The sequence below is a fragment of the Actinomadura terrae genome, assembly GCF_022751215.1.
Taxonomy (GTDB): Bacteria; Actinomycetota; Actinomycetes; order Streptosporangiales; family Streptosporangiaceae; genus Spirillospora; species Spirillospora terrae.
The window spans coordinates 1-22,904 of the sequence record NZ_JAICDG010000011.1 but is presented as its reverse complement, the minus strand read 5'-3'; the positions used below and the strand labels follow the sequence as shown (position 1 = coordinate 22,904).

Sequence of the window (22,904 nt, the reverse complement as noted above, 5' to 3'; positions counted from 1 at the left end):
GCCGGTCAGGCGTGGAGCGTCCCGCTGGGCGGGTGCCCGTAGGCGGCCTTGTAGGCGGCGGCGAAACGTCCGGGATGCAGGAAGCCCCAGCGCGCCGCGACGCCGGTGACGGTGGTGGTGGCCGGGTCGGCGGCCCGCAGGTCGGCGTGGGCGGCGGCGAGCCGGACCCGCCTCAGGTGGGCCAGCGGCGTGGTGTCCAGATGCTCGCGGAAGGCGTATTGCAGGGCCCGGACGCTGACGCGCGCCGCGGCGGCGATCTCGGCGGTGCTGATGGGGAGTGCGGTGTTGTCCTCCATGAAGGCGATCGCGCGGCGGACGGCCACGGGGCGCCCGTCGCGCGGACGCTCGTCGCCGGCGGTGAGGGCGCTGCTGGGAAACGCGGAGAGCACGCTGGCGGCCAGCAGATGGGAGGCCGCGGAGACCATCAGCGGCAGTTCGGCGGCCTGGGGGTCTGCCAGCAGGTCCTCCCGCAGGTGGGCGATCGTGCGCGCCAGCCGCCGGCCCGCGTCGGCCGAGACGGGCCGGTGATCGAGGAGCCGGACCGGCTCCTCCGCGCCGATGGCGTCCGCGAGGAGTTCGGGGTCGAGCATCGTGATGACGTAGCGCGCCTGCCGGATCTCGCCCCCGTAGGGCCGGTCGGCGGGCGCCAGCACGACCGTGTCCCCCGGCCCGTAGACGTCCTCGGCCTCACCCGCGACGTGGTTGCGGATCGTGCCCGACTGCACGGTGCAGAGGCAGAGCCTGCCCAGGGGGGTGACGTCGTACTCATCGTGTAGTCGAGATCGACCCGGTCCACGCTGACCGCTCCCACGGCGTCGCGGAGCACCTGCGTCCGGGTGGTCCGGGTGGCCCGGGTGTCACCGCCGATGCGCATCCTGGCGTAGGCCCGGCTGAGGAACTCCTCGGTCCGTCCGAGATCACCGCTGTCGAAGACGAGGGTAGGCATGAACCTCCTGCTCAACCCGGCCGCACCGTCCCCTCATGCCCATCATGCGGGACCGCTTGCGTTATGTGGACATGACCGTGCGCTCCCTGCGCTGCGCGGCCGTGCGGCCCAATGATGGTATCGGTGCATGGACAGTGGCGCGGCGTTGGCCGACATGGCAGAGCAGACCGAGCGGTCGGAGCAGGCCGAGCGGTCGGACGCCCCGGGCTCGCCGGTCCCCGCGCCCCCGCTGGTGCGCGCGGCGCGCACGCATCTCACCAGCCGCTTCGCCCGCGCTGCGGCGCGGCTGCTGTGGGAGGAGCACCAGGTCCCGCTGCCCGACATGGAGGCGGCCGAGGAGACGGTAGCGGCGGCGGACCACGACCGGGCCACCGGCCCGGACCTCGCGGCGGCGCTGGTGGTCGCGCAGGCGGCGCGGCTGGACGCCGACCAGCTGGAGTACCGGGTCTGGCAGGCCGCCGAGCGGGCGGGGCTGAGCCTGGAGCAGATCGCCGCGGTGCTGGAGATGTCGTCGGCGGAGGCGGCGCGGCGGCACCGGCACTGGCTGCGCGGCCGCGCGTCCCTGCCCACCGTCCCCGTCCATGGGCCGACCCTGCGCCGCCGCGCCGCCCTCGCCCGGAAAGAGCGGTTCTCCTCCACCGATGGTGGAGGAGAACCCCCTAAGAACGGCAGGTAAGACCTACCGCAGGGAGCGCCAGCGAGGACGAGAAGATCCGGATGTGGGACATCACCGGCCCCCGGCGACCTCGCCCGCTGCCGCCGATCCGCACCGGCGACGCCGGCGGCACCCACTGGGCGGCCTTCGCCCCCGGCGGCCGCGTCCTGGCCACCGCCGACGTAGGGCAGAGCATCCGCCTGTGGGACGTCCACGACCCGGCGCGCACCCGCCCGCTCGGCCCGCCGCTGACCGGGCACACCGCCCCGGTGAACTGGACGGGCTTCACCCCCAACGGCCACACGCTGGCGAGCGCGTCCGGCGACCACACCCTCCGGCTGTGGGACGTCCACGATCCCGCCCGCCCGGCCCCCCTCGGAAGGGGCCTGACCGCCGACCACATCGCCCCGATCAACACCGCCGCCCTCGCCGACGGCGGCCGCCTCCTGGTGAGCGCCGGAGACGACCGGGTCCTGCAACTGACGTCCCTGCGACTCCCCCGGGCCATCGAACACATCTGCGCCACCACGCACAACAACCTGATGGAATCCCAATGGCGCCAACACGTCACCGAATTGCGCTACACCCCACCATGCCGCGCACACCCCTGCAAGTTTTTCGCGACCTCACCGCCACCGGCTCAAGCCCCGCAACCGCGCTTGGCGCCATTGATGTCGCGGACGCTCCCCCTATTGCCCGAACGCAGCCTGTAGCTCATGGCGAAGCCGTGGCCATCGGCACGAAGATCGCAGGCATATACCCAGGTGTGCCCACCGGTCACGCCGCCCTTCCCGCATAAATGGAGCTTGGGGCGGCCGCAGGCATAGTGCCCGGAGTACGCGACGTCATAGGCCGGTCCTCCGCGATCGGGGACCGGTCTCGGAGGGTGCTGGCATGCTGTGCGCGCGATGAGCCCAGCGGGAGGAGCTCCTTCATGTCCGATGGTGAGGCGACGGTCGGTACGTCCATCCGTGTGTTGCGCGCGGGGGTCGCGATATCTCTCGCCCTCCTGATGACGATGGGGGGTTCGGCCTCTCTCGGGAGCGGCGCTCGGGCGGCGACTCGGCCGGCGCGCTGCGCGTCCGCGGGACAGGTTTACAAGCAGGATCTCCTGGTCCAACGCGAGAATGGAGAGCTCGAGTGGGAACGGCTGGCTCTGGTGTGCGGCCCGGACCACGTCGTGAAGATCGTGGACGCCGACGGCCGCGAATATGAAGACCTGGCGGACTTTCGCGCGCACAATCATCTTTTCAGCAAGGACGACAAGATCACCGTGCCGCGGTCCTTCCCTTCGATCGGCGTGACGGGGAATTCGGGGGTCGACGTGGTCTCGGGGCACAGCGCGACGTCATCGGGACGGCGGTGGCTGATCGCCGGGCTCGCCGCCGTTCCGATCATCGGTGGCGCCGCCTGGGCGATCGCGCGCCGACGGCGCGCTGACCCATGAGCTTTGCCTGGGGGCGTGAGCCCGCACGAATTTCAGAGCGCCCTGGCCGAACCGTGCCGTCGATCAGCCGGGCGGCGGCGCGCCGTGATGATCCAGGCGCGCGAGCCGAAGAACACGCCGTCGTCGGTGGTGTGGGCGGCGAGGGCAGCGTGCAGCCGCGCGCGTGCCTGCACGGTCTTCGCGGCGCCGGCGTTGGCAAGCAGGTCTTTGAGTTCCCATAGGTGGAGCGCGTTGGCGAAGGCGGTCGCAGTGTCCGGGCCGTAGTAGACGGGCTCGCGCACGTCGGTGAAGTCGATTTCCGTGAAGCCCGCCGCCGCAAGGATGCCTTTCGTCGTCGCCTGGTCCGCGAGTGAGAACGGGGCCGGACTGTGGGTGGCATGGAACTCGGGGAGGACGGAGGCCCATCCGTTGGTGTCGCGGTCCTGCCAGACCAGCAGCACCAGGCGCGCTCCGGGCCGTAGGGCGCGTCCGATATTGGTGAACGCGGCGACAGGGTCGGCAAAGAACATGGCTCCGAACCTGCTGATGCAGAGGTCGAAATGCGCTGCGGGGAAGCGGTGCTCCTGGGCGTCCGCCTGCTGGTACGTGACATTGGTCAGTCCTTGGGCGTCGCTGAGCCGGCGGGCCCGTTCGAGCATTCGCGCGGAGACGTCGACGCCCACCGCGCTCCCGTTGACGGCGGCACGGCCGGCCTCGCGCGTGGACTGGCCCGTACCGCAGCCGATATCGAGCACCCGGTCTCCGGAGCCGACACGGGCTGCGGCGCGGAAGTGTTCGTTGTACAGGCGCAGTTCCGCGTCGTAGTCGAACAGTTCGGTATGCCTGGTCGGGTACTCGGCTTCGGACGTGACGGTCATTGGAGGCTCCCCTCTGCCGGGCCGTCACGGAGGACGCCCCGCACCTGGTCCAGCGACACCGTGTCCGGATCGAACTCCGCCAACCACCAGGTGGCGCCCGCCTTGGCGAAAGGCGCCGGATCGGTCGCGGGCGGGAGGGCGACGGCGATGTCGTACGGGGCCGTCTTCTCCTGGCGCAGTTCGGTGATGGTCGCGACGATGTCGGCGACCTGATCCGGGTGTTCGAGATTGATGGGGAAGAAGCCGTCGTGCCTGGCGGCGCGGCGCAGCGGTTTGGCGTTTCCGGGAAACCCCGCCGCCCATACCGGCACGCCGGGCCGCTGAACCGGACGTGGGAGGAAGGAGACTCCGTCGACGGTGTAATGGCGGCCGTGGTGGTGCACCGGCTCGCCGGACCATGCGGCGGTGAGGATCTCCAGCGACTCGTCGAGCATCTGCCCCCGCTCGCGGTCGCTCATTTCCTCGCCGGTCGCGCGCAGTTCGTCGGCGAAGCGGTTGCTGCCGAGACCGACGCCCAGGGTGAGGCGGCCGCCGCTGAGCCGGTCCAGTGTCGCGGTCTCCTTGGCGACCTTGGCCGGCCTGCGGCGGGCGAGCGGTGTGACCATCGGGCCGAACCGGAGGCTCTCGGTGGCGGCGGCCACCGCGGCGAGCGTGATCCACGGGTCGGCGACCGGCTGGACCGGGGACCGCCAGCGGATGTGGTCCCAGACGAACAGGCCGTGCCAGCCGGCCTCCTCCGCCTCGGCGGCCAGCCGCGCGACCACCGCCGGGTCGGCGAGGTCGTCGAAGATCGGCAGCCAGAGCGCCGAACGCAGCCCGGTCATGATCGTGCGCCTTCCGTGTCCGCATAGCCCGCCAGCAGGTCCGCCACCGCTTCCGGCTGGCTGAGGGCGACGCAGTGCCCCGCGGCGATCTCGTCCGGGACGATGCCGAGGCGCTCCTCGACCAGCCGCCGGACGAAGCCCGCCGGGAGGGTGCGGTCCTCGGTGCACAGGACGAACCTCGTCGGCACGTCCGGCCAAGCGTCCAGCGGCCACGGGGCGGCCATCGCGGCCTTCGACGGGTGGGCCCGCTCCTTGCTCAGCGCCTCCTCGGCCAGCTTCCGCGGCACGTCCTGGTAGAAGCTGACGAACGGGTCCGGGTTGCCGGTGAGGCCGCCGTCCCGCTCGGCCTGCTCCTGGACCGCGGTGCCGCAACCAGTGCTGGACCACCATTCGCCCGGCGACTCGCCCGGTGCCGGGATCATGCCGGCGACCAGGACCAGCACGTCGGCGGAGAGCCGATCGGCGACCAGGGGCGCGGTGAAGCCTCCGAACGAGTGGCCCACCACGACCAGGTCCTGCCTCCCGCCGACGGCCTCGATCACGGCGTCGGCGTAGTCCACCAGGGTCTTCGAGTCATCGTCGGCGGGAAGATCGGGCGCCACCACGTCGTGCCCCCGCGCCCGCAGCTCGGCCTCCACCAGGTGCCAGTACCACCCGACGTCTCCCCCACCATGGATCAGTACGAAAGTGCTCATCGAAACTCTCCTCTCATCATTGGAATTCGGGACATTCGCTTATGAGCTCGCGTATGCCAGTTCTCTCGGGTGGACCGATGCGCAGTACGCCGGCGGACGCCGATGCTCCTGAGCCGCGGTCCGGCAGCGCAGCGCCGGGCCGAGCGCCCGCTGCCCGGCGAACAGGGCGATCCCGGTAACCGCGGATACCACCGCCAGGGCCGGTCGTCCGGCATGGTTGAGCAGGAGGGTGCCCGCCAGCGGGCCGAGCATCGCACCGACGCTCCAAGCGGCGGAGGCGACGCCCATGTACCTGCCGCGCAGTTCCGCCGGTGCGATGCCGGCGAACGTGGCGCCGAACATGACCGCGATGCCGATCTGCCCGAGCGTCCAGACCAGGACCGACGCCGCCTGAGCCGCGACGCTGTGCACGACGGCGCCCACACCGACGCCGGCGCCGACCATGAGCATGGAGACGGCCAGCACCGTGCCGGGGTCGCGGCCCGCGAGCAGCCGGACGGCCAGCGGCTGGCCCGCGACGATGACGACGCCGTTCAGAGCGAGTACCGCGCCGTAGGTCGCGGGGCCGTGTCCGTCCGCCGTCATGACGAGCGGGAGCGTCGCGAACGTCTGGAGGAACAGCGTGAAGTAGCCGACATGGATGAGCACCATGGCGATCATCAGCCGGTCGTGCACCAGCGTCGGCAGCAGCGCGTGCCGTACCTGCCTCCGCTCCGGCGGACGGGTCTCGGGAACCCGCCGCCAGACGATCAGCGCCGCGATGACCGAGGCCGTCGCGTTGATCCAGAACAACAGCCCGTACCCGTGCCGGGCCAGCACCCCGGCGGTGACCGTGGCCAAGGAGAAGCCGAGGTTGGTCGCCCAGAACAGCACCCCGAAGGCCCGGACCCGCTGCCGTGGCGGAAGGTCGGCCACCGCGGCGGATCCGGCCGGGCGGAACAGGTCCGTCATCAGCCCGACGGCGACGGCCGCCGCCCAGATCGCCGGCAGCGTGTGCGCCGAACCGAGCGCGACGATCGCCCCGGTGGTCCCGAGGAACCCCGCGAGCATGGTGTGGCGCCGGCCGATCCTGTCGCCCAGCCAGCCGCCGAGCATCTGGGAACCGATGCCCCCGAAACCGACCGCCGCCACGACCGCACCCGCGGTCGTCGGCGACAGCCGCTGCTCCTGCGTCAGGTAGAGCACGAGGAACGACTGCACGGCCCCGCCGGCCCGGCTCACGAAATGCGTCGCCGCCAGGGCCCAGACCAGGTTCGGCAGGTCCGGCCGCGCTGGAGCTCTGTGGATCGTCATGCCGATGACCCTAGGATCGCTCGTCCATCAAGAAAAGCGATTGTTTACGATCGTGTTGATCGCTTTTCGTTATGCTAGGCGTCATGACCGACGTGGAGCTGCGCCACCTCAGGACCATGGCCGCCATCGACGAGGAAGGCACGTTCGGACGGGCGGCGAGCCGGCTCGGCTACACCCAGTCGTCGGTGAGCCAGCAGATCGCCGCGCTGGAGAAGGCCGTCGGCGGCGCCGTCTTCGACCGTCCCGGAGGCCCCAGACCGGTGCGGATCACGCCCCTCGGCGAGGTGGTCCTGGCCCACGGCCGCGACCTGCTCGCGAGGGCCGAGGCGCTGGGCGACGCCGTCGACCGCTACCGGGCGGGCCACGGCCGGATCGACATCGGCACCTTCCAGGGCGCGACCCGGCTCATCCTCCCGTCCGTCGTCCGCCGGCTGCTGAGCGAGCACCCCGGCTGCGACATCAGGCTCTCCGAGGTCGATCCGAAGAATCCGCAGATCGGGGACCTCGACCTGCTGTTCCACTACGACCGGATCGACGGCGACGTCGAGCACGTCGAACTCGTCGACGAACCGCACCTCCTGGTGGCCGCCGCCGGCGCGTTCCCCGAAGGCCCGGTCGGGGCCAAGCTGCTCGACGACGCTCCGCTGGTCGCCTGGCCTCCCACCTACCACCAGAGATGGTTGGAGAGGACGCTTGCCAGCGCGGGCGCCCGTCCCCGGATCGTGTTCCGGACGACCGGCCACGACACCATCGTGTCGATGGTGCGGGTGGGCATCGGCTCGGCGGTTCTGCCGTGGCTCGCCCTCTACGGATCGGACGCCTGGTCCGACGACCGGCTCACCATTCACCAGCTGCGACCCGCGCCCACCTGCACGTGGTACCTGTACTGGCCCACCGGACGCGCCCGCTCACCGCTCGCGTCCCGGGCCATCGACATCGCCGTCGAAGCCGCCAAAGACCTGGCCGACCAGATGTAACACCGGACTCCTGCGGCGCTTCTGCTCCGCATGACGCCGATCGATCCTCACGGAGCTGGTCGCGCGATCATCACCGCGACCGAATCCGACCAGGCCGCGAGCGTCATCCCAAGCCCCGACCCCCTCATCCTCGCCGGACACCCACCAGGACGCCCTATTCCGGTGCCTGGAAGCCGCCGATCTCCTGCTCGAGCAGTTCGGCCAGCCGCAGTGGGGTGCGGTCCTCGAACATCGGACCGATGAGCTGCACTCCGACCGGCAGGCCCTCGGAGGTCCGGCCCGCTGGTACGGCGGTGGCCGGTAGGCCGGGCATGGTGGCCAGACCGGCCCAGACAAGCTGGTCGAAGAACGGGTACTCGACGCCGTCGATATCGATCCGGCATCCCAACAGATCGGGGTTGTGGTCGTGCGGGAACGCGGGGGTCGGCGTGATCGGGCACACCACGGCGTCGAACTCGGCGAAGAACCGCCGCCAGCCGTGCCGGTGCAACTCGCGACGGTTGTTCACCTCGATCCAGTCGCGATGGCTGAGCAGCATCCCGCGCAGCCGCGCCGCGTCGAGGCTCTGGTCGTCCGCGCTCAGTCCGGCGGCGCGGATTCGCAACTGCTCGTATTCCTCGACGGGAAACCGCGCTGCGGAGCCCGAGAACAGCAATTGCGTGTAGAGCGTCGCGGCTTCGGCCAGATCGGGCAGCAGCGGACTGTGCCTTTCGACGTGGGCGCCGCCGTCGACGAGTGCTTCGGCCACCCGGTTCACGCCGGCCCGCACAGCGGACCCGGTCGGAATGAACGGGTGCTCGTCGACGACCAGGACCCGGAATTCGCTCAGTCGCTGGTGGCGTGCGGGCGGTAGGGCCAACTCGTACGCCACACCGAGCGTCAGCGGGTCCGGCCCGGCCATGACGTCGAGCAGCAACGCGAGGTCGCGGGCGGTGCGCGCCATGGGGCCGACGACGGCGAGGTCGAGGTCGACCGGCAACGCCGCCGTTTCCGGCGGGGCCATACCGCGGTTCGCCACCAGCCCGAGCGTCGGCTTATGCCCGTAGACACCGCAGAAATGCGCAGGGGTGCGCAGCGAACCGCCGATATCGGAGCCGATGGACAGCGCGCCGAATCCAGCCGCCAGAGCCGCCGCCGAGCCGCCGGAGGATCCGCCCGGCGTGCGATCGTGGTCCCACGGATTGTTGGTGGTGCCATAGATCTCGTTGAAGCTCTGTAGACCCTGGAGCCCCAATGGCACGTTGGTCTTCCCCAGCACCACCGCGCCCGCGGTCCGGAGCCGCGACACCTGCACCGCGTCCTCGGCCGGCACATGATCCCGATGTCGCGGCATGCCCCAGGTCGTGGGCAGCCCGGCCATGTTGTAGCACTCCTTGACCGTCACCGGGATACCGAGCAGCGGCCGGTCCTCGCCGCGGGCGCGCGCCTGGTCGGCACCGCGCGCGGCGGCCCGCGCGCGCTCGAAGTCCGGCACGCAGATCGCGTTGATCACCTTGTCGTCCCGCTCGATACGAGCGATCGCCTCGTCGGTCAACTCCACCGACGTCACTTCACCGGCACGCAGGGCAGCCGCGAGTTCTTCGACTGTCTGAAAGCTCCACTCCATGGGGCCGACCGTATCCGCCTCCGCGAGAGGCCATAAAATACCGCCTCACACAATGGGCTAGATGCCACAACCCATCATTTCGCTCCCCGGCCACAGAAAACATTCGCCCGCCCGCGAGCCACGGCGACGCGCGCCAGCCTGGCGGCCCCACGGAGACGGTCAGGACGCAGGCGCCCCAGCCCCCTGCCCCGAAGGCACCGCTCACATCAACCCTGAACCAACCAGGAAGCAGAGCACACGGGTATCCGCCCGATCGAAGGGCAGAACGGACGCCACGAAGTCAACTGTCTATCCGCTCGGCGGTCCGCCTATTGAGTAGGACGGCCAGGACGGCGGGGGCGTTGGTAGTCGACTACCCGGAGACGCCGGGGCTACTGGGCGGACGGTGCAGCATGGTCGAACTGTGCACGTCGCAGGCCACCGGGAAGGGTACCTGCCAGGTCAGGTTCGAAAGGTAGTAGTAGTTGAGCACCCAGGGTTCGCCCGGCGCGTTGACAACGGGTGTCCCGGCCGGCGGATCCCAGCTGCGGGTGAACTGCAACTCGACCGGCCTGTTGTCCGCGAGATTGGCGCGGTAGTGGTCGATCACACCCTCCGCCACCGTGTCTTCGAACAGCGCCGATACCTGCTCCTCAAGGAAGCAATGCGGGCACTCGTCGACGAACCGGTACCTTTTGGAGGACCGCGGAATGCCCCGGACATGGCTGATGAGCGGCCCCCCGTGCTCGCCGACGGTGAGGAGCAGCACCCGATCGCTCCGGATATACGCCCGGATCTTTGCGGCCAGCGCCTCGGGGGTGATGGCATGGGGCCGCCAAATCACCAGCGGAATAGCGGCCAGAATGCTGACCGCCGCCATCCACAACGAATGCCGGTCCACGGCGTAGACGAGCGCGACCGCAACAGACGCCACCGCCAGCAGCGCCCAGACACGCCGCAGCACCGCACGCTCCGTCTTGACGGCAAGCCCCTGAAGGCTGTGGGCAAAGACCAGTAGCACAAGAACAATGACCCAGGCGAGCATCGCCGTCCTCCGGGGCCGAATGGAGAAGTCCACTTGCTGGTTCGAAGGGTAGCCCGAACTCCCGGGAGGGGTCCCGAGTCTTGGCATGCTATAGAGCCCGGCTGTCATGTCGCGCCCGATCCTTTCGCGGCCATCACCCGCCACGACCTTATTGTCGAGGCGCCAACGAAATAGCGATCGCACTATCGCGGGATCGACCGCCACCGCTTCACAGCGTAGAACCCGCCTCGATGACCCGTTGCACCAATCCAGCAGCGGGGCGGGCCGGTGGCGCCTCATCCCGGCCGGCATCGACACGTTCAGTCAGTCGGCGGCGAACTCTGCGGCGAGGTACTCCACGAGCTCGGCCGCCACGGTGGCCTCGTCCTCGCGCAACCGTTTGTGCAGGCGTTCCCAAAGTTGGGGATTCGTAGGCTGGACGACCAGGGAGCGTTCCGGCGTGAGATCCTGCGGCATCCCAACCTGCGGCCACAACGACACTGTCAGCCATCCCGGGCCGCGCCACCCTGCGTGCGGTGCACCGGCGGCGTCAAGCAGGCCCCGTGGGAGGAGCAGGCGCTCCCGCGCGAACCGCTCGCCCTCCCTGTCACCTTGCTCCCGGTACTCTTCCATCATTCCCCGCGAATACTCGACGACAGGCGTGATATCGGGCCGGCCGGCAAGCGCCATGGCCGCTTGGAACGCCGGGTAGTCCGCGATCAACTCCTCATTCTGCGCGCAGAACACCTTGACTCCGAGCGGCATCCTCGTCCGCGCCTCGGCCACGGTTTCCGCGGTGACCAGTTCCAGGCCGAAGCCAACGCATGTCAGCAACCGCACGGCCCTGGTGAGGCAGGCGAACCACTCGTCGAAACCGTCGGCGCACCGGACGGACTCGATCTGCGCGTTGCAGCGCGCGACCAAGGACTCGAAGATCGGGCGCATGGCCGGCGAAAACGACGTGGGTCCGGGAAAAATCAGCTCCCTGTCCCGATGCTCGACCGCGTCGGCCGGAAGCTCCCCGCCGTAGAACTGACGCATCAGCTCCTCAGGCCCGTGCGCGCGAGAACCGGCACGCAACAGTCCGGCGACCGCCTCCCTGGCACCCTTCGCGTCGAGGCAAACGCCGGTGGTCACCGCATCACAGAGATAGTCGATGGCAACGGCGACGACGTCACCATCGCCGTGTTCTGGACGCTGGCAGTGGTGCAGCGCCGCCTTGAGGATGAATTCCCTTTCCAAGGCCACGAGTCCTGCCGCGGCATCCTCTGGCGACGCGCCCCGGTCGGTCATCTGGGCGAAGGTTCCTTGCTGGGCCCTCCAGTCCGCACCCAGCAGGATCAGCCACCGTGAGGGAGGGAAGCCCGGGTAGTCGCTCACATACCCGCCCATAAGATGCTCGCCGCCGATTTATCGACCGACATGCGCTTGAAGGGGACGCGGGTTCGATGGAACCTAAGCCCGGCCGTCCCCTCCAGGGCCGTGGCCAAACGGGTCGTCAATGTGTACCGGTTCGAACGCGCAGCGAATTCAACATCGTCCTCAGGCTGCACTCCACTAACCGAGGTGTTGCGGAAAGCCCTCGCGAAAAGGATCTCCTGGACCAGATCATCGAAGAGACCGACCAATACCCCTACGCCGGGACCGCGCAGCGCCGTCCATGCCAGCGGAATCACCCGAAGAGTCCGATCGTCGCGACGATGTCGCCGTAATGGTCTCGGGCGGCGCGGAAGCCTCCCAACAGCCATTCGCGGACAGGTCGCCGTCCGGACCGCTCGTAGGTGAGTTCCTGGCGGGACCAGTGCATCCCGAGATCGTCCAGGAACTTGCCCGGCTTCGAGCCCGACCCCAGGTGCGCGACACCGGAGAAGACCTCGCGCAGATGCGTCCGCACCTCGTGCTCGGTGTCCAAATGCCCGAGCGGCAGGTAGAGGGCGTCACTGTCCCCAGCGAAGTTCTCGAACACGACGAGGCCGGGGAGCACCGGCGTGGGCCGGTCATCGAACAGCGCGCGGATCATCCGATGCGAAGGGTTCGCGCTCAGGCCGAGGTCGGCCCACCGCCCAAAGCTCTCGTCCTCCAGCGAGACGGGGACGGGCGCGGGATCATCCAGGGTGAACAACACGAGGACGTCGGGGCCGCTGTCGTCGGCCAGCGCGCCCGCCTTGATGTAGTCGACGACCGGAGCGTCACCTCGAGGGTGGAAAGCAAGGAAGCACAGGACCCGTGCGTAGTCGCTCAACTGGGACATGTTCTCGGCGGTGAGGAGCGACTCCAGCCGCTGAATGTTCCCCGCGTGGCCCTTCTTACCGCGAGCCGCGGCCTCTTCGAGCATCGCCTGAAATGACATGACCAACACGTGCCGAACATACACGCGGCTGCCTCGGCAGGCCCAGGTTCACGCTGAATCGATCTCTCGACCTCGAATTCGGACGTCACCTATAGGCCCGGGAGCAGGCGAAGAGAGGCGGCAAAGCCACACTCAGGTCTTCGGCGATGATGCGGTCGGCCAGGTGCCGTCGGTGAGGTGAGGGCCGCAGGCTTGAAGAAGGAAGGGGCGTCCAAGAGATCCTCGAAGCCCTTCTAGTCGATGGCGCGATGCGGCGCCTACAAGGCCGAGATCGGCCAGCTGGCAGGCGTGGGTGAGGTAGGCCGAGACGGCTGCGGCAGCCCTGCCGCCGAAGGTGATGACAAACAACAGGCCAGAGTTCGCTAACAGGCGAGCGCGGATGAGAGTGACAGCTGAGCCACAAGCGTGCGAGAAGGCCCCCAACCCGCCGAATCGGGTCATGCTGACGCCCCCCACTATCGAGCGGCAGCACACGCCCGCCCGCGTCACTCACCAGGCGGCGCTGGCCAGGGTCAGGTGAATCAACATCACCACCAGCCGCACAGACCGGCGGATGCAGCAACCTCAAAAAACACCCGGTTAGAGCGCCCGTCAAATCACGCCTTCGCGTTCGGGCCGGCGAGGTCGTTACCGCTGTCGTGAGCGTGCGGCTGGTGCCGACACCACGAACCGCCTTTCGACTCAGGGTGATCACCATGTCTGGAGCCGCCCGAGAGCACCGCACCCCGGCTGGGGCGGCGTGAATGTCCGGGCCTGCCGCTACGGTGCCGTGACACCTGCGAAGAAGGACGAGGACATGGGCACTTGGGCCACCTACTTGGCATTCCGCACCCCGGCCAACGGACACAAACCGCTTCCCGACCACGAGCGCGACGCCGCCGCGGTCGCCGGATGGACCTACCTCAGGGAGGAGATCCGAAACTACGATCAGCTGAAGGCCGCGCTTGCGGACATCCCCGGCCCTGCCCTGCTGTCAGCGGTCTGCGACAGCGACTTCGCCGAGATCACTGGCCACCAGAACGGCCAGCCGCAATGGACTGCCTATATCAACCAGGACAGCGCCGAGGGGGACAGCCCGCAGCCCGGGCCCAAGCCGTGATCTGGTCGAGCAAACCCTCGTCCTCGGACGGCTGTAGGTCGGGTGTGGGCACCTCGAGAGCCTCCCCGGTCGACCGTGGCCGACTGCGCGAGCTCTTTGCCGCGTCCTACGTGTTCGCCGACGACGGCCTGCTCGCCCTGGAGCAACTGCTCGGCGTGATCTCACCCGAGATCGAGCCCTTCGGCAGCGACCAGAGTGCCGATAACTAGGTCAGCCTGCGCACGCCAGCCAATGAAATCGTGCCGGACAAGGCGATCCCCGAAACCGCGCAGGCGGTCCAAGACGAGGCCCTCCCACACGACCCCAACAAAACGGTCACAAGATCGGCTTCGGCGTCGCGCCCGATGGGGGCGTTGCATCCTCAAGGCGTCCGTCCCCTTCTGGGAGGCCGCGCAGGCACTCTGCTAGGTCCACCGTCTCCGCCTTGGCAACCAGCGCGATCCTCTTCGCCGCACCAGCGGGCTCCGCCGCCCCCCGCCTCCCGACGCGGCCAATGTTGCCTGAGGTGCGGAAGTAGGGCCGCTACAGCAATCCGGTCACTAGGTCACCACCCGCCCGACATGCCCCCCCCAGCCGCGTCTCCGGTCTAGCTTTGGAGCGGCCAAAAGCGTGCGATGTACAGTTCCTCACCTAGAAGAGCATCGCGCGATGAGGCGAATTCTGGATCATCGTAATCATCGTACCGCTGGTACATCTCCTCCACACTGTGCACAACTCTCGTTAGGTGATGTCCGGATAGGTGGACATCATAGCGTCCCGGCGGGATCGCGAATACATCCGGTTCCGAGCCGCCAGCAATGAAGTTGAGCCCAATTGAGCCATAGGTTACATGGAAAGGAAAAGTCGCTTCGCGTTCGGCTTCATTGTCGGCAAGATTTGGCTTGCTTGCCCAATGCTCGAATTGCATGCCTTGCTTCACGAGATCCTGAGCCGGGCTGATGAGCACCTCGCCTTCGTTTGCCGCGAACCAGGTAATATCGGTGACGCGAATCTCGGGGTACCGGCCGCCTTCATCGTAAAAACCGAACAAGCCGTGGTCGGGCGTGACTAGTCGCGTGATGCGGCTGATGAGGTTGCTCATGATAGGCCTCCCGGCAGGTGATGTGCCGCGTCCGGCGGGCGCGAATGTGGATCTCACCCGCCGGACGCGGCAATCGTAGTTCGAGCCGAGCAACTTCTCGAATGAGCGGCCCGCTCTGTTGCATTCGGCCACACTGACGTAGTGCGCCATCCACACTCCTTTCTGGGGCTGGTTTTCCTTGGTTCATCCCAGGATGAACGCAGGGCTGTCGAAGCGCGGCCCTGGGCCGAGGCGGTGAAAATGCTGTCCGGTGAGGTCGGCGGGGCTGAGTGATCGTGGTGTGGCCGCTGTAAGCAGGTGCGTGGGCGCTCGCATCGATGGAGCCGTAGCGCTGGAGGCGACACGGGAAGGAACCGCACCCCGCGGCATAGGCGCGGGGTGCGGCAAACCGGGTCGAAATCTACCGATCGACTGATTCGACCTCCTGAACTCGACACCCACTTACCGGCGATCGGAGTCCCGGGATCGGACTGCGAAGATCAGCCGAGCGTGAACATCCTGACGCGGAACGGCGCTGACTGGGAGGGTGGGCGTCATGGAGGACTTGCGGGACGCCGAGCGCCGACTTCAGACCGCGCAGCTCGCTGGAGATGTCGAGGCGCTGGATCGGCTGCTGGATGATCGGATGATCTTCACCTTCGGTGCGAACGCCTCGACCAAGGCGGACGACCTGGAGCTGCACCGCACTCGGGCACAGGTGGTGACGAGGGTGGCTGAGGAGGAGTTGACCGTACTCGCCGATGGGCGCACCGGGGTGACGTGGTTCCTCGGCACTATCGAAGGGACCCTCTCCGGAGCGCCGTTCGCGGCCAGGATGCGCTACACCCGTACTTGGCTACACGACGAGACGCACGGCTGGCGAATCATCGCCGCGCACGCCAGCACGGCCGATTGACATAGAAGACATCTCGTTCGGTGAGTCGGTGGTGGCAGACCTTTGATGGCGCTAGGCCGTCAAGCGGCTGCCATGAGTGCGGGTGTGAAGGCCTTGTTGACGTCGTAGGTGGTTGCGGCCGCGAGAAGCAGGAACGTTTGTGCGTCGGCTTGAGCGACGTTGAGGGGTCTGCGGGGGCGGTGATGTTGATGAGATTCAGCGACGGTGACGTGGCGATAGATAGGTGAAGGGCGAGCCGCAGTGCGGTCCCGCCCTTGGGGTACTGACGAAACTCTTTGATCAGCGGCAACGTGAAGTCTTCGGTCCGCCGGATTCCACGCCAATCAAGATCATCTTGCGTGCTTCGCCGGGGGGAGCCGGGCGAGGGGCCAGCAGAGGGTCCGACCTGCACGGTAGGCGGATTGCCTCTACCGCGGCGAAGGCGACGACCCCGAGGCGGCCGAAGGAACCGGGCCGTCAGTCCCTATTGCACCGACCTGCGCGAGACCCCGCCTGGGCCGATCTGAACGCGGTCGCCGGTCCGGCGCCTCGTACATTGGAGGCTCCTGTTCCCTCGCCGGGACGTCGAATCCGGGAGGCGGACTAATACCGCTGTGCGTACCAGGTCGGTTGCTCGCCGAACATGCCTTTGAAGTCGCGGATGAAGTGGCCCTGGTCGGCGTAGCCGAGGTCTGCTGCCAGCGCGGCCCACTCGATCGCCCCGCCGGCGGCCATGCGTGCGGTCACCTCGTGCAGGCGGTAGCGGCGAATCACCCACTTGGGCCCGATGCCGACGTACTCAGCGAACAGCCGTTGCAGCCCCCGCATGCTCAGCCCGAGCTCGCCGGCGAGGTGTTCGACCCTGGTCACGGTCCTGTCCTTGGCGATCAGCTCGACCGCGGCCACCGCCTGGCCCACCCGGGGGTCGTCGTCCGGCAGGTGTTCCAGCAGGAATGCGTCCACGGTCGGCACGTCGAGCGTCGTGGGCAGGTCCGGGCCGAACACCTCGCTCGCCGGGACGACGCGGTCGGTGATCGTCGAGACGGAGGCACCGAGGAACAGGCGGAAGCAGCCCGGCCGGAACGCGACACCGAAGACGTGGTCGCGGCCCTCGAGGACCTTGATCTGGTAGCCGCTGCACACGCCGTTGACGTCCGCACGGCCGCCGCCGAACGACAGGTGCACGTTCGGGTACGGCACGATCTTCTGCCGGTAGGGCTCGGCGTAGTCCCAGCGGGCCTCCCAGTACCGCTCCACCCATGGCGCGAGCGCCGGCGACGGGTCGTGGAACGTGTGGCGCTGATACCTGGTCCACCCACCACGCAGCTCACGAACGTCCCGCTCCACATGGCAAAGCATATGTCGCCTTTGTCCAATACCCCTCCGGTGCGGGCCACCTAGCGTCGCTGCCATGTCACATCTGTCCAACGCTGCCGAGGCCATGGCCGCGGTCGCCCGCACCATCAACGACGACCAGCTCGCCAACAAGACTCCGTGCACGGAGTACGACGTGCGGGCACTGGTCAACCACCTCCTGTTCTGGGGCCCGTCACTCGCCGGCGGCGGCCGCAAGGAGTCCGTTCCGCAGCCGGCGGCTGTCGAGTCCGATGTGGACCTGGCGGCCGGCGACTGGCGCGGCCGCCTGCTCGCGCTGCTGGACGACATCACCTCGTCGTGGGCGCCACCGAGCGCCTGGGAAGGCGAGACGAGCATGGGCACGCCGCAGACGCTGCCCGCGCCCGTCCTGGGCGACATGATCACCGGCGAGCTGGCCATGCACGCCTGGGACCTGGCAGTCGCGACCGGGCAGCGACTGGAACTACCCGCCGGCCTGCTGACGCATCTGCACGACACGGTGTTCGCCAGCGTGGAGCAGGGACGCGAGATGGGCATGTACGGCCCACAGGTCACGGTGCCCGCCGACGCACCCACCTTGGACCGCATCCTCGGCCTGACCGGCCGTGATCCCGCCTGGGCGTGATCACCGGCTGGTGACGTCGGATCGACCGGGCACATCACCCGCCCCGCAGCCTGAACCACCGGCGCTCACGACGCTGAAACACCACCACAAACCAGACCCAAGGGCCGAGGCGCCCTCCTGGCGCCTGTCCCCTCGATCCCAGCAGTCACAGAAGACTGACCTCCACAGCGACAAAGACCCCGAAGCCTGCCAGCTCCGGGGTCGTTTCGCCACCGTAGGGCTACGACTTTCGTCCGCGCCCCCTTGGGTGAGCTGTGGTGGGGGTCAGCCGGTAGCGACTCTCGGGCTCGGGTCTGGGCGAGCCGGTAGGAGTCGGTGCCGGTCTCGATGATGGTGCCGCCGAAGGTGGGGCGGTCGACGATGGCGGCGCAGAGGCGCGGGTCGGTGAAAGTCTTGGCCCAGCAGCTGAAGGCTTCGTTGGAGGCGATGGCCAGGCTGTTCTTCTCCTCGCGCTCGGTCAGGACCTGGAACAGCAGCTCGGCGCCGCAGCGGTCGAGTTCCATGAAGCCTGGGCCGCTACGCCTTCACCCGCGCAGATGCCGACGCCGGCCCGCGGCCCTTCCACGACCCCACCCGAGAAGCTGACGCCTCCGACACCCCGACGGCAGCACCAACACCCTGAAGCCGGGCAGCCGGAACACGCGAGAAGGAGATCACCAGGTCGCGTGGTAGCTGGCTGGAGCAGGGATGCGAGGACCCCCGAGCGTTCGGCTCGGGCGTCGTTGGCGTAGCGGCGTCGGGCGGCGGTCAGTCCTGGGCCGGGGGGCGGTTCACAAGAATCCGACCGCGTCCGAGGCCGCGCCACGCCGTTATTCGGCCCCGCCGGGGCGTGCTGTGCCGGAGCAATCCCCGTCGTGCCCGGACCGAAAACCGTTCGTCTGCCGGGCGTCGTGTACATGGCGTGACCTGCGCAAAAGACTCCACTTTGGGGCTCAGGACAGCTTCAGGAATCGGAGGCCTTGACCGGCTCCCCAGCCAGCCCTATTTTCGTTACGTACCAGTTCCGTTTCGTAAATCAAGAGCGCGCGTGTGTCAGGGGCGGGTGAGGCTTCGCCGACGCGGGGCAGGCCGCGTGACAGCGGCCGTGACGTCGCCATACTCGACGCGACGCTGGGTCTGCTGACCGAAGTCGGGTACGACCAACTGTCCATCGAGGCAGTCGCGACCCGGGCCGGTGTCGGTAAGCCGACGGTCTACCGGCGCTACGCCGGCAAGGCCGCGCTGGTGGCCGCGGCGGTCGAGCGCCGGGCGGTGGACACCCCGCCGGTCACCTGGACAGGTGATCTTCGCGAGGTCTTGCTGGAGCTCGTGCGGTGGCTGGCGCGACAGATCGGTGAACAGGAGGTCGGGCTGCTCGGCGCCCTGTTCGCGGGCATGCGCAGCGACCCGGAGCTCGCCGCGGCCATGCGGCGGATCCTGCGCCGCGATGGGGCGGTGATGACCGAACAGCCGTTTCGCAGCGCGACCGAGAGCGGCGAGCACCTGGTGCCCGGAACGGCCGGGCTGTTCGCCGAGATCGCCCCGGCCCTCATCGTTCACCGGCTCATCTTCGCCGGCGAGCCCTGCGACCAGCGATTCCTCGCCCACCTCGTCGACGACATCCTCCTGCCCCTGCTACGGCGCCGGTGAGAGCGGCGCATCGCCGTCCTCGCCCCCCGCGTGGACGACCGCAGCCCGGACCGGCTGTCCCTCCCCTTCGGCGCACGTCCTGGCGGCCACCGAACGCTTCGGCGCCCGACCACGTGGTCCAACGCGAAACATCCCCGGAAAGGCATGATCATGATCGTCGTCACCGGCGCGACCGGTGCCCTCAACGGCGCCACCGTCGAGCACCTGCTCAAGCGCATCCCCGCAGCCGAGATCGGCGTCAGCGTGCGCGACGGCGCCAAAGCACAGCACTTCGCCGACCGGGGCGTGCGCGTACGGCGTGGCTCCTACGACGACCCGGCCGCGTTGCGTGAGTCGTTCGAGGGCGCCGATCAGGTGCTGCTCGTGTCCCAGAACGACCCCCACGGCGACGGAGTCGGTCTGCACCGCACGGCGATCGAGGCCGCGGTCGCCGCGGGCGCCCGGCGCATCCTGTACACCGGTCACCAGAACGTGCGCAGCGACAGTCCGTTCGCCCCGGCACGTGAACACGCCGCCACCGAGGCGCTGCTCGCGGACTCGGGAACCGCCTGGACCTCGCTGCGCAACAGCTTCTACGCCCACAGCCTCGACTGGCTGCTCGGCCCCTGGCGGCAGACCGGAGTCATCGCCGCGCCGGCGGACGGCCCCGTCTCGTGGACGGACCGCGCCGACCTGGCCGAGGCCGCCGCGATCATCCTCGCCGGGCAGCGCCCGTTCGACGGTCCCGTCACGCTCACCGCCCGCCGCGCCGTCACCTTCGACGACATCGCCACGATCGCCACGCAGATCACCGGCCGCGACATCAGGCGAGTCGTCGTGGACGACGAGCAATGGATCGCCGACCAAGTCGCGGCCGGCATGTCGGAGTCCATGGCCCGCATGCTGCTGCCGTTCTTCGAGGCCGCGCGAAGTGGCCATTTCGCGGAAGTCGACCCGCTCCTGGCCGAACTCCTCGGCCGCGTACCACGGACGGTCGCCGACCTGCTCACCGACCGCGTCACCGCCTGAGTCAGCGCCGCAGGTCCAGACGCCCCGCTGACCTGCGGCTTGCCCCCTTCCGACTTATCGTGGAACCAGTTCTGCCCCCTGGACCGCTGCGTCGGCGGCCTGCGCGAGGTGCTCGGCCTGGCAGTCGGCGCACCGCCCGCGCCAATCGTGGGCCTGCGAAGCCGCGGCTTCCACCGCCTCATCGGCTCCCCGACGTCAGCGCCGGCTGTGCCCGGCCGGCGGCCCGTGGATGGTGGAGCGGCCGACGCTGTGCTCGGTCGCCAGGTCGGCCAGCGACACCTCGCCCTCGGCGTAGGGGTACCGAGAACGGACGTGTCACCAACCGCAAACGAGATCGATTTGTGTGATCGTCCCCCGCCCGGGCTGAGGACTCCGCGATGATTCGCCCCTATGGGGCGGCAACCGGTCGGGATGGATGAGCTTGTCGAGCACTGGACGGTGCTGGACGACGAGCTGAACTTGGTGGCGGGCAAGCGCGGCGGGGCCAGGCTCGGCTTAACGCTGCTGCTGAAGTACTACACGCGGTATGGCCGGTTCCCGCGAGGCCGGGCCGAGTTCGTCGACGAGATGGTCGACTACGTCGCCCGGCAGGTGAAGGTGCCGGCCGTGGAGCTGGGGTTGTACGACTGGACTGTCGGCGCCGACCGTTGGCGCAACCCGATGAGGACCTGCCGGTCGATTTCGAGTCCCGCCGCGCCGAGCACTACGGCGAGCTGGCGGCGCTGGATGAGGCATCCGGCGATCTGGAGTGGGTCGAGATCGCCGAACGCAAGGCCGGGGCGATCAAGTTCACCGCGCCCGAGGCCTCGCCCGAGCCGCGCAACCTGTGCCGTATCAAAGGCGAGGTCGGCCGCCGCTTTCAGGTGGGGCCGCTGGTCGACATGCTCAAGGAAGCCGTGCTGCGTACCGGCTGCCTGCAGCGCGTCACCGCGGTCACCGGCGCCGGTCAACTCCATCCCGAGGTGCCGGGCGAACGGCTGATGCTGGCGATCTACGCCTACGGCACCAACACCGGCATCCGCTCGGTCGCCGGCGGCGCGGCCCAGGGCGGGCACGGCCACAGCGAAGAAGGGATCCGGTACGTCCGGCGCCGCTACCTCACCGCCGAGACCGCGCGGCAGATCGCCATCGAGATCGCCAACGCCACCTTCACCGCCCGCGACAGCGGGCTGTGGGGCGCCGGATCGACGGCGGTGGCATCGGACTCCACTCACTTCCGGGCCTGGGACCAGAACCTGTTCACCGAGTGGCACTCCCGCTACGGCGGCCGCGGCATCATGGTGCACTGGCACCTCGAACGCGGCTCGGTCGTCGTGCACTCCCAGACGCTACGGGCCTCGGCCTCCGAGGTCGCCGCCATGGTCGAGGGCGCCATCCGGCACGGCACTACCATGAGCGCGGAGGGCAGCTACGTCGACTCCCAGGGCCCGTCCGAGATCGGGTTCGGTATCACTCGGCTGCTCAACACCAACCTGCTGCCGCGCATCAAGCGGATCAACAAGGTCCGCCTCCACCGAGGCGATCCTGTCGCGCTTCACCCGCTCGGCCTCCCACCCCGCCTACCAGGCCATGCTGGAGATCGGCCGCGCCCAGCGCACCGCCTTCGTCGCCCGCTACCTGCGCCTGCGCGACCTGCAACGCGAGATCGAAGAAGGCCTGAACGTGGTGGAGTCCTGGAACGCTGCCAACGCCGTCATCTACTACGGCAAGGGCGGCGAGATCTCCACCAACCGCCGCGAGGAAGTCGAGATGGGCGCGCAGTGCCCGCGCATCCTGCAAGCCTCGCTCGTGTACGTCAACACCCTCATGCTTCAGGACGTCCTCGCCGAAGGCACCTGGGCTGACCAGCTCACACCCGCCGACCGCCGCGGCCTCGCCCCGCTGTTCTGGTCACATGTGCGGCCCTACGGCGAAGTCCGTCTTGACCTGGAAGCCCGGCTTGACCTCACCCAGGCGGCACCATGACAGCCCCCCGCCGGCCACTACGTCCGATCTCCCGGTGGTGGGTGATCTTCGGCGTCGCCGCCGTTGGCCTCGGCATCTGGGTCTCCACCTGGTGGCTCCTCCACCAAACCCACGGGCTCAGCGGCACTGCTGAGGCGACCGCCCGCATGGACGCCATCAAGACCGGCCTCAGCGTCGGCGCCGGCACCGGCGGCGCCGTCGCGCTCCTGCTCGCGATGCGTCGCCAATGGCTCAGCGAACGCGACCAAGCCCACCGAGAACAGGTGGCCGACGCCACACAGGCCCACGCTGAACGAGTAGCGTCCGCCAACGAGCACGATGCCCTGGAACGCCGCATCACCGACCTGTACGTCAAGGCCGTCGATCAACTCGGCAGCGACCGCGCCGCAGTACGGCTGGGCGGCTTGTACGCACTCGAACGTCTCGGCCAAAACCACCCTGGTCTCCGGCAGACCGTCGTCAACGTGCTCTGCGCCTACTTGCGCATGCCTTGTGCGACACGAAGTCGCACTAATCGAGTGAGTTACACGGTTGGAGGTCCGGTTATGCCGGATGGATAACTCCAGGTGAGTGTTCGACACCTGTCCCCGCTCTGGCGTGCGCCGCAGGTCCTG

23 protein-coding genes and 2 pseudogenes are annotated in these 22,904 nt (G+C 68.8%); 13 read left to right on the top strand and 12 right to left on the bottom strand.

Annotation, left to right across the window (positions count from 1 at the left end; all coding sequences use genetic code 11):
- Positions 1 to 5: 5 nt before the first annotated feature.
- A complete protein-coding gene (locus K2F47_RS41635) occupies positions 6 to 725 on the bottom strand; it encodes a helix-turn-helix domain-containing protein (RefSeq protein ID WP_242911361.1) in 720 nt (239 codons plus the stop codon).
- A 348-nt stretch (positions 726 to 1,073) separates the two neighbouring features.
- Between K2F47_RS41635 and K2F47_RS39380 the strand changes: the two genes are divergently transcribed.
- The 3 genes from K2F47_RS39380 (at position 1,074) to K2F47_RS39370 (ending at position 3,048) form a co-directional block, all read left to right on the top strand.
- Entirely contained in the window at positions 1,074 to 1,622 is a 549-nt protein-coding gene (locus K2F47_RS39380) for a hypothetical protein (protein ID WP_242911360.1), read from the top strand.
- 41 nt (positions 1,623 to 1,663) lie between these two features.
- Positions 1,664 to 2,314: a WD40 repeat domain-containing protein gene (locus K2F47_RS39375; RefSeq protein ID WP_242911359.1), complete on the top strand. Its 651-nt coding sequence runs from the start codon at positions 1,664 to 1,666 to the stop codon at positions 2,312 to 2,314.
- Between the two features lie 221 nt (positions 2,315 to 2,535).
- Positions 2,536 to 3,048, top strand: a complete 513-nt coding sequence (locus tag K2F47_RS39370) for a hypothetical protein (protein ID WP_242911358.1) — start codon at positions 2,536 to 2,538, stop codon at positions 3,046 to 3,048.
- A gap of 32 nt (positions 3,049 to 3,080) precedes the next feature.
- On the opposite strand, the gene K2F47_RS39365 is transcribed toward K2F47_RS39370, so the two are convergent.
- The 4 genes from K2F47_RS39365 to K2F47_RS39350 are packed head-to-tail and all read right to left on the bottom strand — an operon-like array spanning position 3,081 to position 6,717.
- Positions 3,081 to 3,905, bottom strand: coding sequence for a class I SAM-dependent methyltransferase (locus K2F47_RS39365; RefSeq protein ID WP_242911357.1), 825 nt, complete (start codon positions 3,903 to 3,905; stop codon positions 3,081 to 3,083).
- Positions 3,902 to 4,729 carry an LLM class flavin-dependent oxidoreductase gene (locus K2F47_RS39360; protein ID WP_242911356.1) on the bottom strand — a complete coding sequence of 276 codons (828 nt, stop codon included), beginning with the start codon at positions 4,727 to 4,729 and terminating at the stop codon, positions 3,902 to 3,904. The genes K2F47_RS39365 and K2F47_RS39360 overlap by 4 nt, the downstream gene beginning before the upstream one ends.
- Complete coding sequence (locus K2F47_RS39355; protein ID WP_242911355.1) at positions 4,726 to 5,424, bottom strand: alpha/beta fold hydrolase; 699 nt, start codon at positions 5,422 to 5,424, stop codon at positions 4,726 to 4,728. The genes K2F47_RS39360 and K2F47_RS39355 overlap by 4 nt, the downstream gene beginning before the upstream one ends.
- Before the next feature lie 39 nt (positions 5,425 to 5,463).
- Positions 5,464 to 6,717 (bottom strand): MDR family MFS transporter, encoded by a 1,254-nt coding sequence (locus tag K2F47_RS39350; protein WP_242911354.1) that lies wholly within the window; start codon positions 6,715 to 6,717, stop codon positions 5,464 to 5,466.
- Positions 6,718 to 6,800: 83 nt separating this feature from the next.
- Here K2F47_RS39350 and K2F47_RS39345 point away from each other — a divergent pair, with 83 nt between their 5' ends.
- The gene (locus K2F47_RS39345) at positions 6,801 to 7,694 is read left to right on the top strand and encodes a LysR family transcriptional regulator (RefSeq protein WP_242911353.1); all 894 of its coding nucleotides are present in this window, start codon (positions 6,801 to 6,803) and stop codon (positions 7,692 to 7,694) included.
- A gap of 154 nt (positions 7,695 to 7,848) precedes the next feature.
- Here K2F47_RS39345 and K2F47_RS39340 read toward each other — a convergent pair whose 3' ends face one another.
- The 4 genes from K2F47_RS39340 to K2F47_RS39325 form a co-directional block, all read right to left on the bottom strand.
- Positions 7,849 to 9,300 carry an amidase gene (locus K2F47_RS39340; protein ID WP_242911352.1) on the bottom strand — a complete coding sequence of 484 codons (1,452 nt, stop codon included), beginning with the start codon at positions 9,298 to 9,300 and terminating at the stop codon, positions 7,849 to 7,851.
- A 352-nt stretch (positions 9,301 to 9,652) separates the two neighbouring features.
- A complete protein-coding gene (locus tag K2F47_RS39335; protein WP_242911351.1) occupies positions 9,653 to 10,324 on the bottom strand; it encodes a hypothetical protein in 672 nt (223 codons plus the stop codon).
- Between the two features lie 303 nt (positions 10,325 to 10,627).
- Positions 10,628 to 11,683, bottom strand: coding sequence for a hypothetical protein (locus tag K2F47_RS39330; RefSeq protein ID WP_242911350.1), 1,056 nt, complete (start codon positions 11,681 to 11,683; stop codon positions 10,628 to 10,630).
- A 292-nt stretch (positions 11,684 to 11,975) separates the two neighbouring features.
- Entirely contained in the window at positions 11,976 to 12,662 is a 687-nt protein-coding gene (locus K2F47_RS39325) for a hypothetical protein (RefSeq protein WP_242911349.1), read from the bottom strand.
- 760 nt (positions 12,663 to 13,422) lie between these two features.
- On the opposite strand from K2F47_RS39325, the gene K2F47_RS39320 reads away from it, so the two are divergent.
- Positions 13,423 to 13,752 carry a hypothetical protein gene (locus tag K2F47_RS39320; protein WP_242911348.1) on the top strand — a complete coding sequence of 110 codons (330 nt, stop codon included), beginning with the start codon at positions 13,423 to 13,425 and terminating at the stop codon, positions 13,750 to 13,752.
- A gap of 44 nt (positions 13,753 to 13,796) precedes the next feature.
- Entirely contained in the window at positions 13,797 to 13,961 is a 165-nt protein-coding gene (locus tag K2F47_RS39315; RefSeq protein ID WP_242911347.1) for a hypothetical protein, read from the top strand.
- Positions 13,962 to 14,338: 377 nt separating this feature from the next.
- Here the strand turns inward: K2F47_RS39315 and K2F47_RS39310 are convergent, their stop codons facing one another.
- Positions 14,339 to 14,983, bottom strand: a complete 645-nt coding sequence (locus K2F47_RS39310; protein WP_242911346.1) for a hypothetical protein — start codon at positions 14,981 to 14,983, stop codon at positions 14,339 to 14,341.
- A 385-nt stretch (positions 14,984 to 15,368) separates the two neighbouring features.
- On the opposite strand from K2F47_RS39310, the gene K2F47_RS39305 reads away from it, so the two are divergent.
- Positions 15,369 to 15,728 (top strand): nuclear transport factor 2 family protein, encoded by a 360-nt coding sequence (locus K2F47_RS39305; protein ID WP_242911345.1) that lies wholly within the window; start codon positions 15,369 to 15,371, stop codon positions 15,726 to 15,728.
- A 582-nt stretch (positions 15,729 to 16,310) separates the two neighbouring features.
- On the opposite strand, the gene K2F47_RS39300 is transcribed toward K2F47_RS39305, so the two are convergent.
- The gene (locus tag K2F47_RS39300) at positions 16,311 to 17,054 is read right to left on the bottom strand and encodes an AraC family transcriptional regulator (protein WP_242911344.1); all 744 of its coding nucleotides are present in this window, start codon (positions 17,052 to 17,054) and stop codon (positions 16,311 to 16,313) included.
- A 64-nt stretch (positions 17,055 to 17,118) separates the two neighbouring features.
- On the opposite strand from K2F47_RS39300, the gene K2F47_RS39295 reads away from it, so the two are divergent.
- The gene (locus tag K2F47_RS39295; protein WP_242911343.1) at positions 17,119 to 17,688 is read left to right on the top strand and encodes a TIGR03086 family metal-binding protein; all 570 of its coding nucleotides are present in this window, start codon (positions 17,119 to 17,121) and stop codon (positions 17,686 to 17,688) included.
- Between the two features lie 290 nt (positions 17,689 to 17,978).
- Here K2F47_RS39295 and K2F47_RS39290 read toward each other — a convergent pair.
- A pseudogene (locus K2F47_RS39290) lies at positions 17,979 to 18,197 on the bottom strand (ATP-binding protein); the annotation flags it as partial.
- Between the two features lie 520 nt (positions 18,198 to 18,717).
- Between K2F47_RS39290 and K2F47_RS39285 the strand changes: the two are divergent.
- The 5 genes and pseudogenes from K2F47_RS39285 (at position 18,718) to K2F47_RS39270 (ending at position 22,850) form a co-directional block, all read left to right on the top strand.
- The gene (locus tag K2F47_RS39285) at positions 18,718 to 19,317 is read left to right on the top strand and encodes a TetR/AcrR family transcriptional regulator (RefSeq protein WP_242911342.1); all 600 of its coding nucleotides are present in this window, start codon (positions 18,718 to 18,720) and stop codon (positions 19,315 to 19,317) included.
- Between the two features lie 150 nt (positions 19,318 to 19,467).
- Positions 19,468 to 20,325: an NmrA family NAD(P)-binding protein gene (locus K2F47_RS39280; RefSeq protein WP_242911341.1), complete on the top strand. Its 858-nt coding sequence runs from the start codon at positions 19,468 to 19,470 to the stop codon at positions 20,323 to 20,325.
- A 390-nt stretch (positions 20,326 to 20,715) separates the two neighbouring features.
- Complete coding sequence (locus K2F47_RS41885) at positions 20,716 to 21,306, top strand: DUF4158 domain-containing protein (protein WP_372491010.1); 591 nt, start codon at positions 20,716 to 20,718, stop codon at positions 21,304 to 21,306.
- Positions 21,207 to 22,290 (top strand): annotated as a pseudogene (locus K2F47_RS39275) (Tn3 family transposase). Before K2F47_RS41885 ends, K2F47_RS39275 begins: the two are co-directional and overlap by 100 nt.
- Before the next feature lie 41 nt (positions 22,291 to 22,331).
- Complete coding sequence (locus K2F47_RS39270) at positions 22,332 to 22,850, top strand: hypothetical protein (RefSeq protein ID WP_242911340.1); 519 nt, start codon at positions 22,332 to 22,334, stop codon at positions 22,848 to 22,850.
- The last annotated feature ends 54 nt before the right edge of the window (positions 22,851 to 22,904 follow it).

Coding starts and splice junctions, on each gene's coding strand:
- K2F47_RS39380 (WP_242911360.1), top strand. CDS start 1,074: ATGGACAGTGGCGCGGCGTTGGCCGACATGGCAGAGCAGACCGAGCGG.
- K2F47_RS39375 (WP_242911359.1), top strand. CDS start 1,664: ATGTGGGACATCACCGGCCCCCGGCGACCTCGCCCGCTGCCGCCGATC.
- K2F47_RS39370 (WP_242911358.1), top strand. CDS start 2,536: ATGTCCGATGGTGAGGCGACGGTCGGTACGTCCATCCGTGTGTTGCGC.
- K2F47_RS39365 (WP_242911357.1), bottom strand. CDS start 3,905: ATGACCGTCACGTCCGAAGCCGAGTACCCGACCAGGCATACCGAACTG.
- K2F47_RS39360 (WP_242911356.1), bottom strand. CDS start 4,729: ATGACCGGGCTGCGTTCGGCGCTCTGGCTGCCGATCTTCGACGACCTC.
- K2F47_RS39355 (WP_242911355.1), bottom strand. CDS start 5,424: ATGAGCACTTTCGTACTGATCCATGGTGGGGGAGACGTCGGGTGGTAC.
- K2F47_RS39350 (WP_242911354.1), bottom strand. CDS start 6,717: ATGACGATCCACAGAGCTCCAGCGCGGCCGGACCTGCCGAACCTGGTC.
- K2F47_RS39345 (WP_242911353.1), top strand. CDS start 6,801: ATGACCGACGTGGAGCTGCGCCACCTCAGGACCATGGCCGCCATCGAC.
- K2F47_RS39340 (WP_242911352.1), bottom strand. CDS start 9,300: ATGGAGTGGAGCTTTCAGACAGTCGAAGAACTCGCGGCTGCCCTGCGT.
- K2F47_RS39335 (WP_242911351.1), bottom strand. CDS start 10,324: ATGCTCGCCTGGGTCATTGTTCTTGTGCTACTGGTCTTTGCCCACAGC.
- K2F47_RS39310 (WP_242911346.1), bottom strand. CDS start 14,983: ATGGCGCACTACGTCAGTGTGGCCGAATGCAACAGAGCGGGCCGCTCA.
- K2F47_RS39305 (WP_242911345.1), top strand. CDS start 15,369: ATGGAGGACTTGCGGGACGCCGAGCGCCGACTTCAGACCGCGCAGCTC.
- K2F47_RS39295 (WP_242911343.1), top strand. CDS start 17,119: ATGTCACATCTGTCCAACGCTGCCGAGGCCATGGCCGCGGTCGCCCGC.
- K2F47_RS39280 (WP_242911341.1), top strand. CDS start 19,468: ATGATCGTCGTCACCGGCGCGACCGGTGCCCTCAACGGCGCCACCGTC.
- K2F47_RS41885 (WP_372491010.1), top strand. CDS start 20,716: ATGGGGCGGCAACCGGTCGGGATGGATGAGCTTGTCGAGCACTGGACG.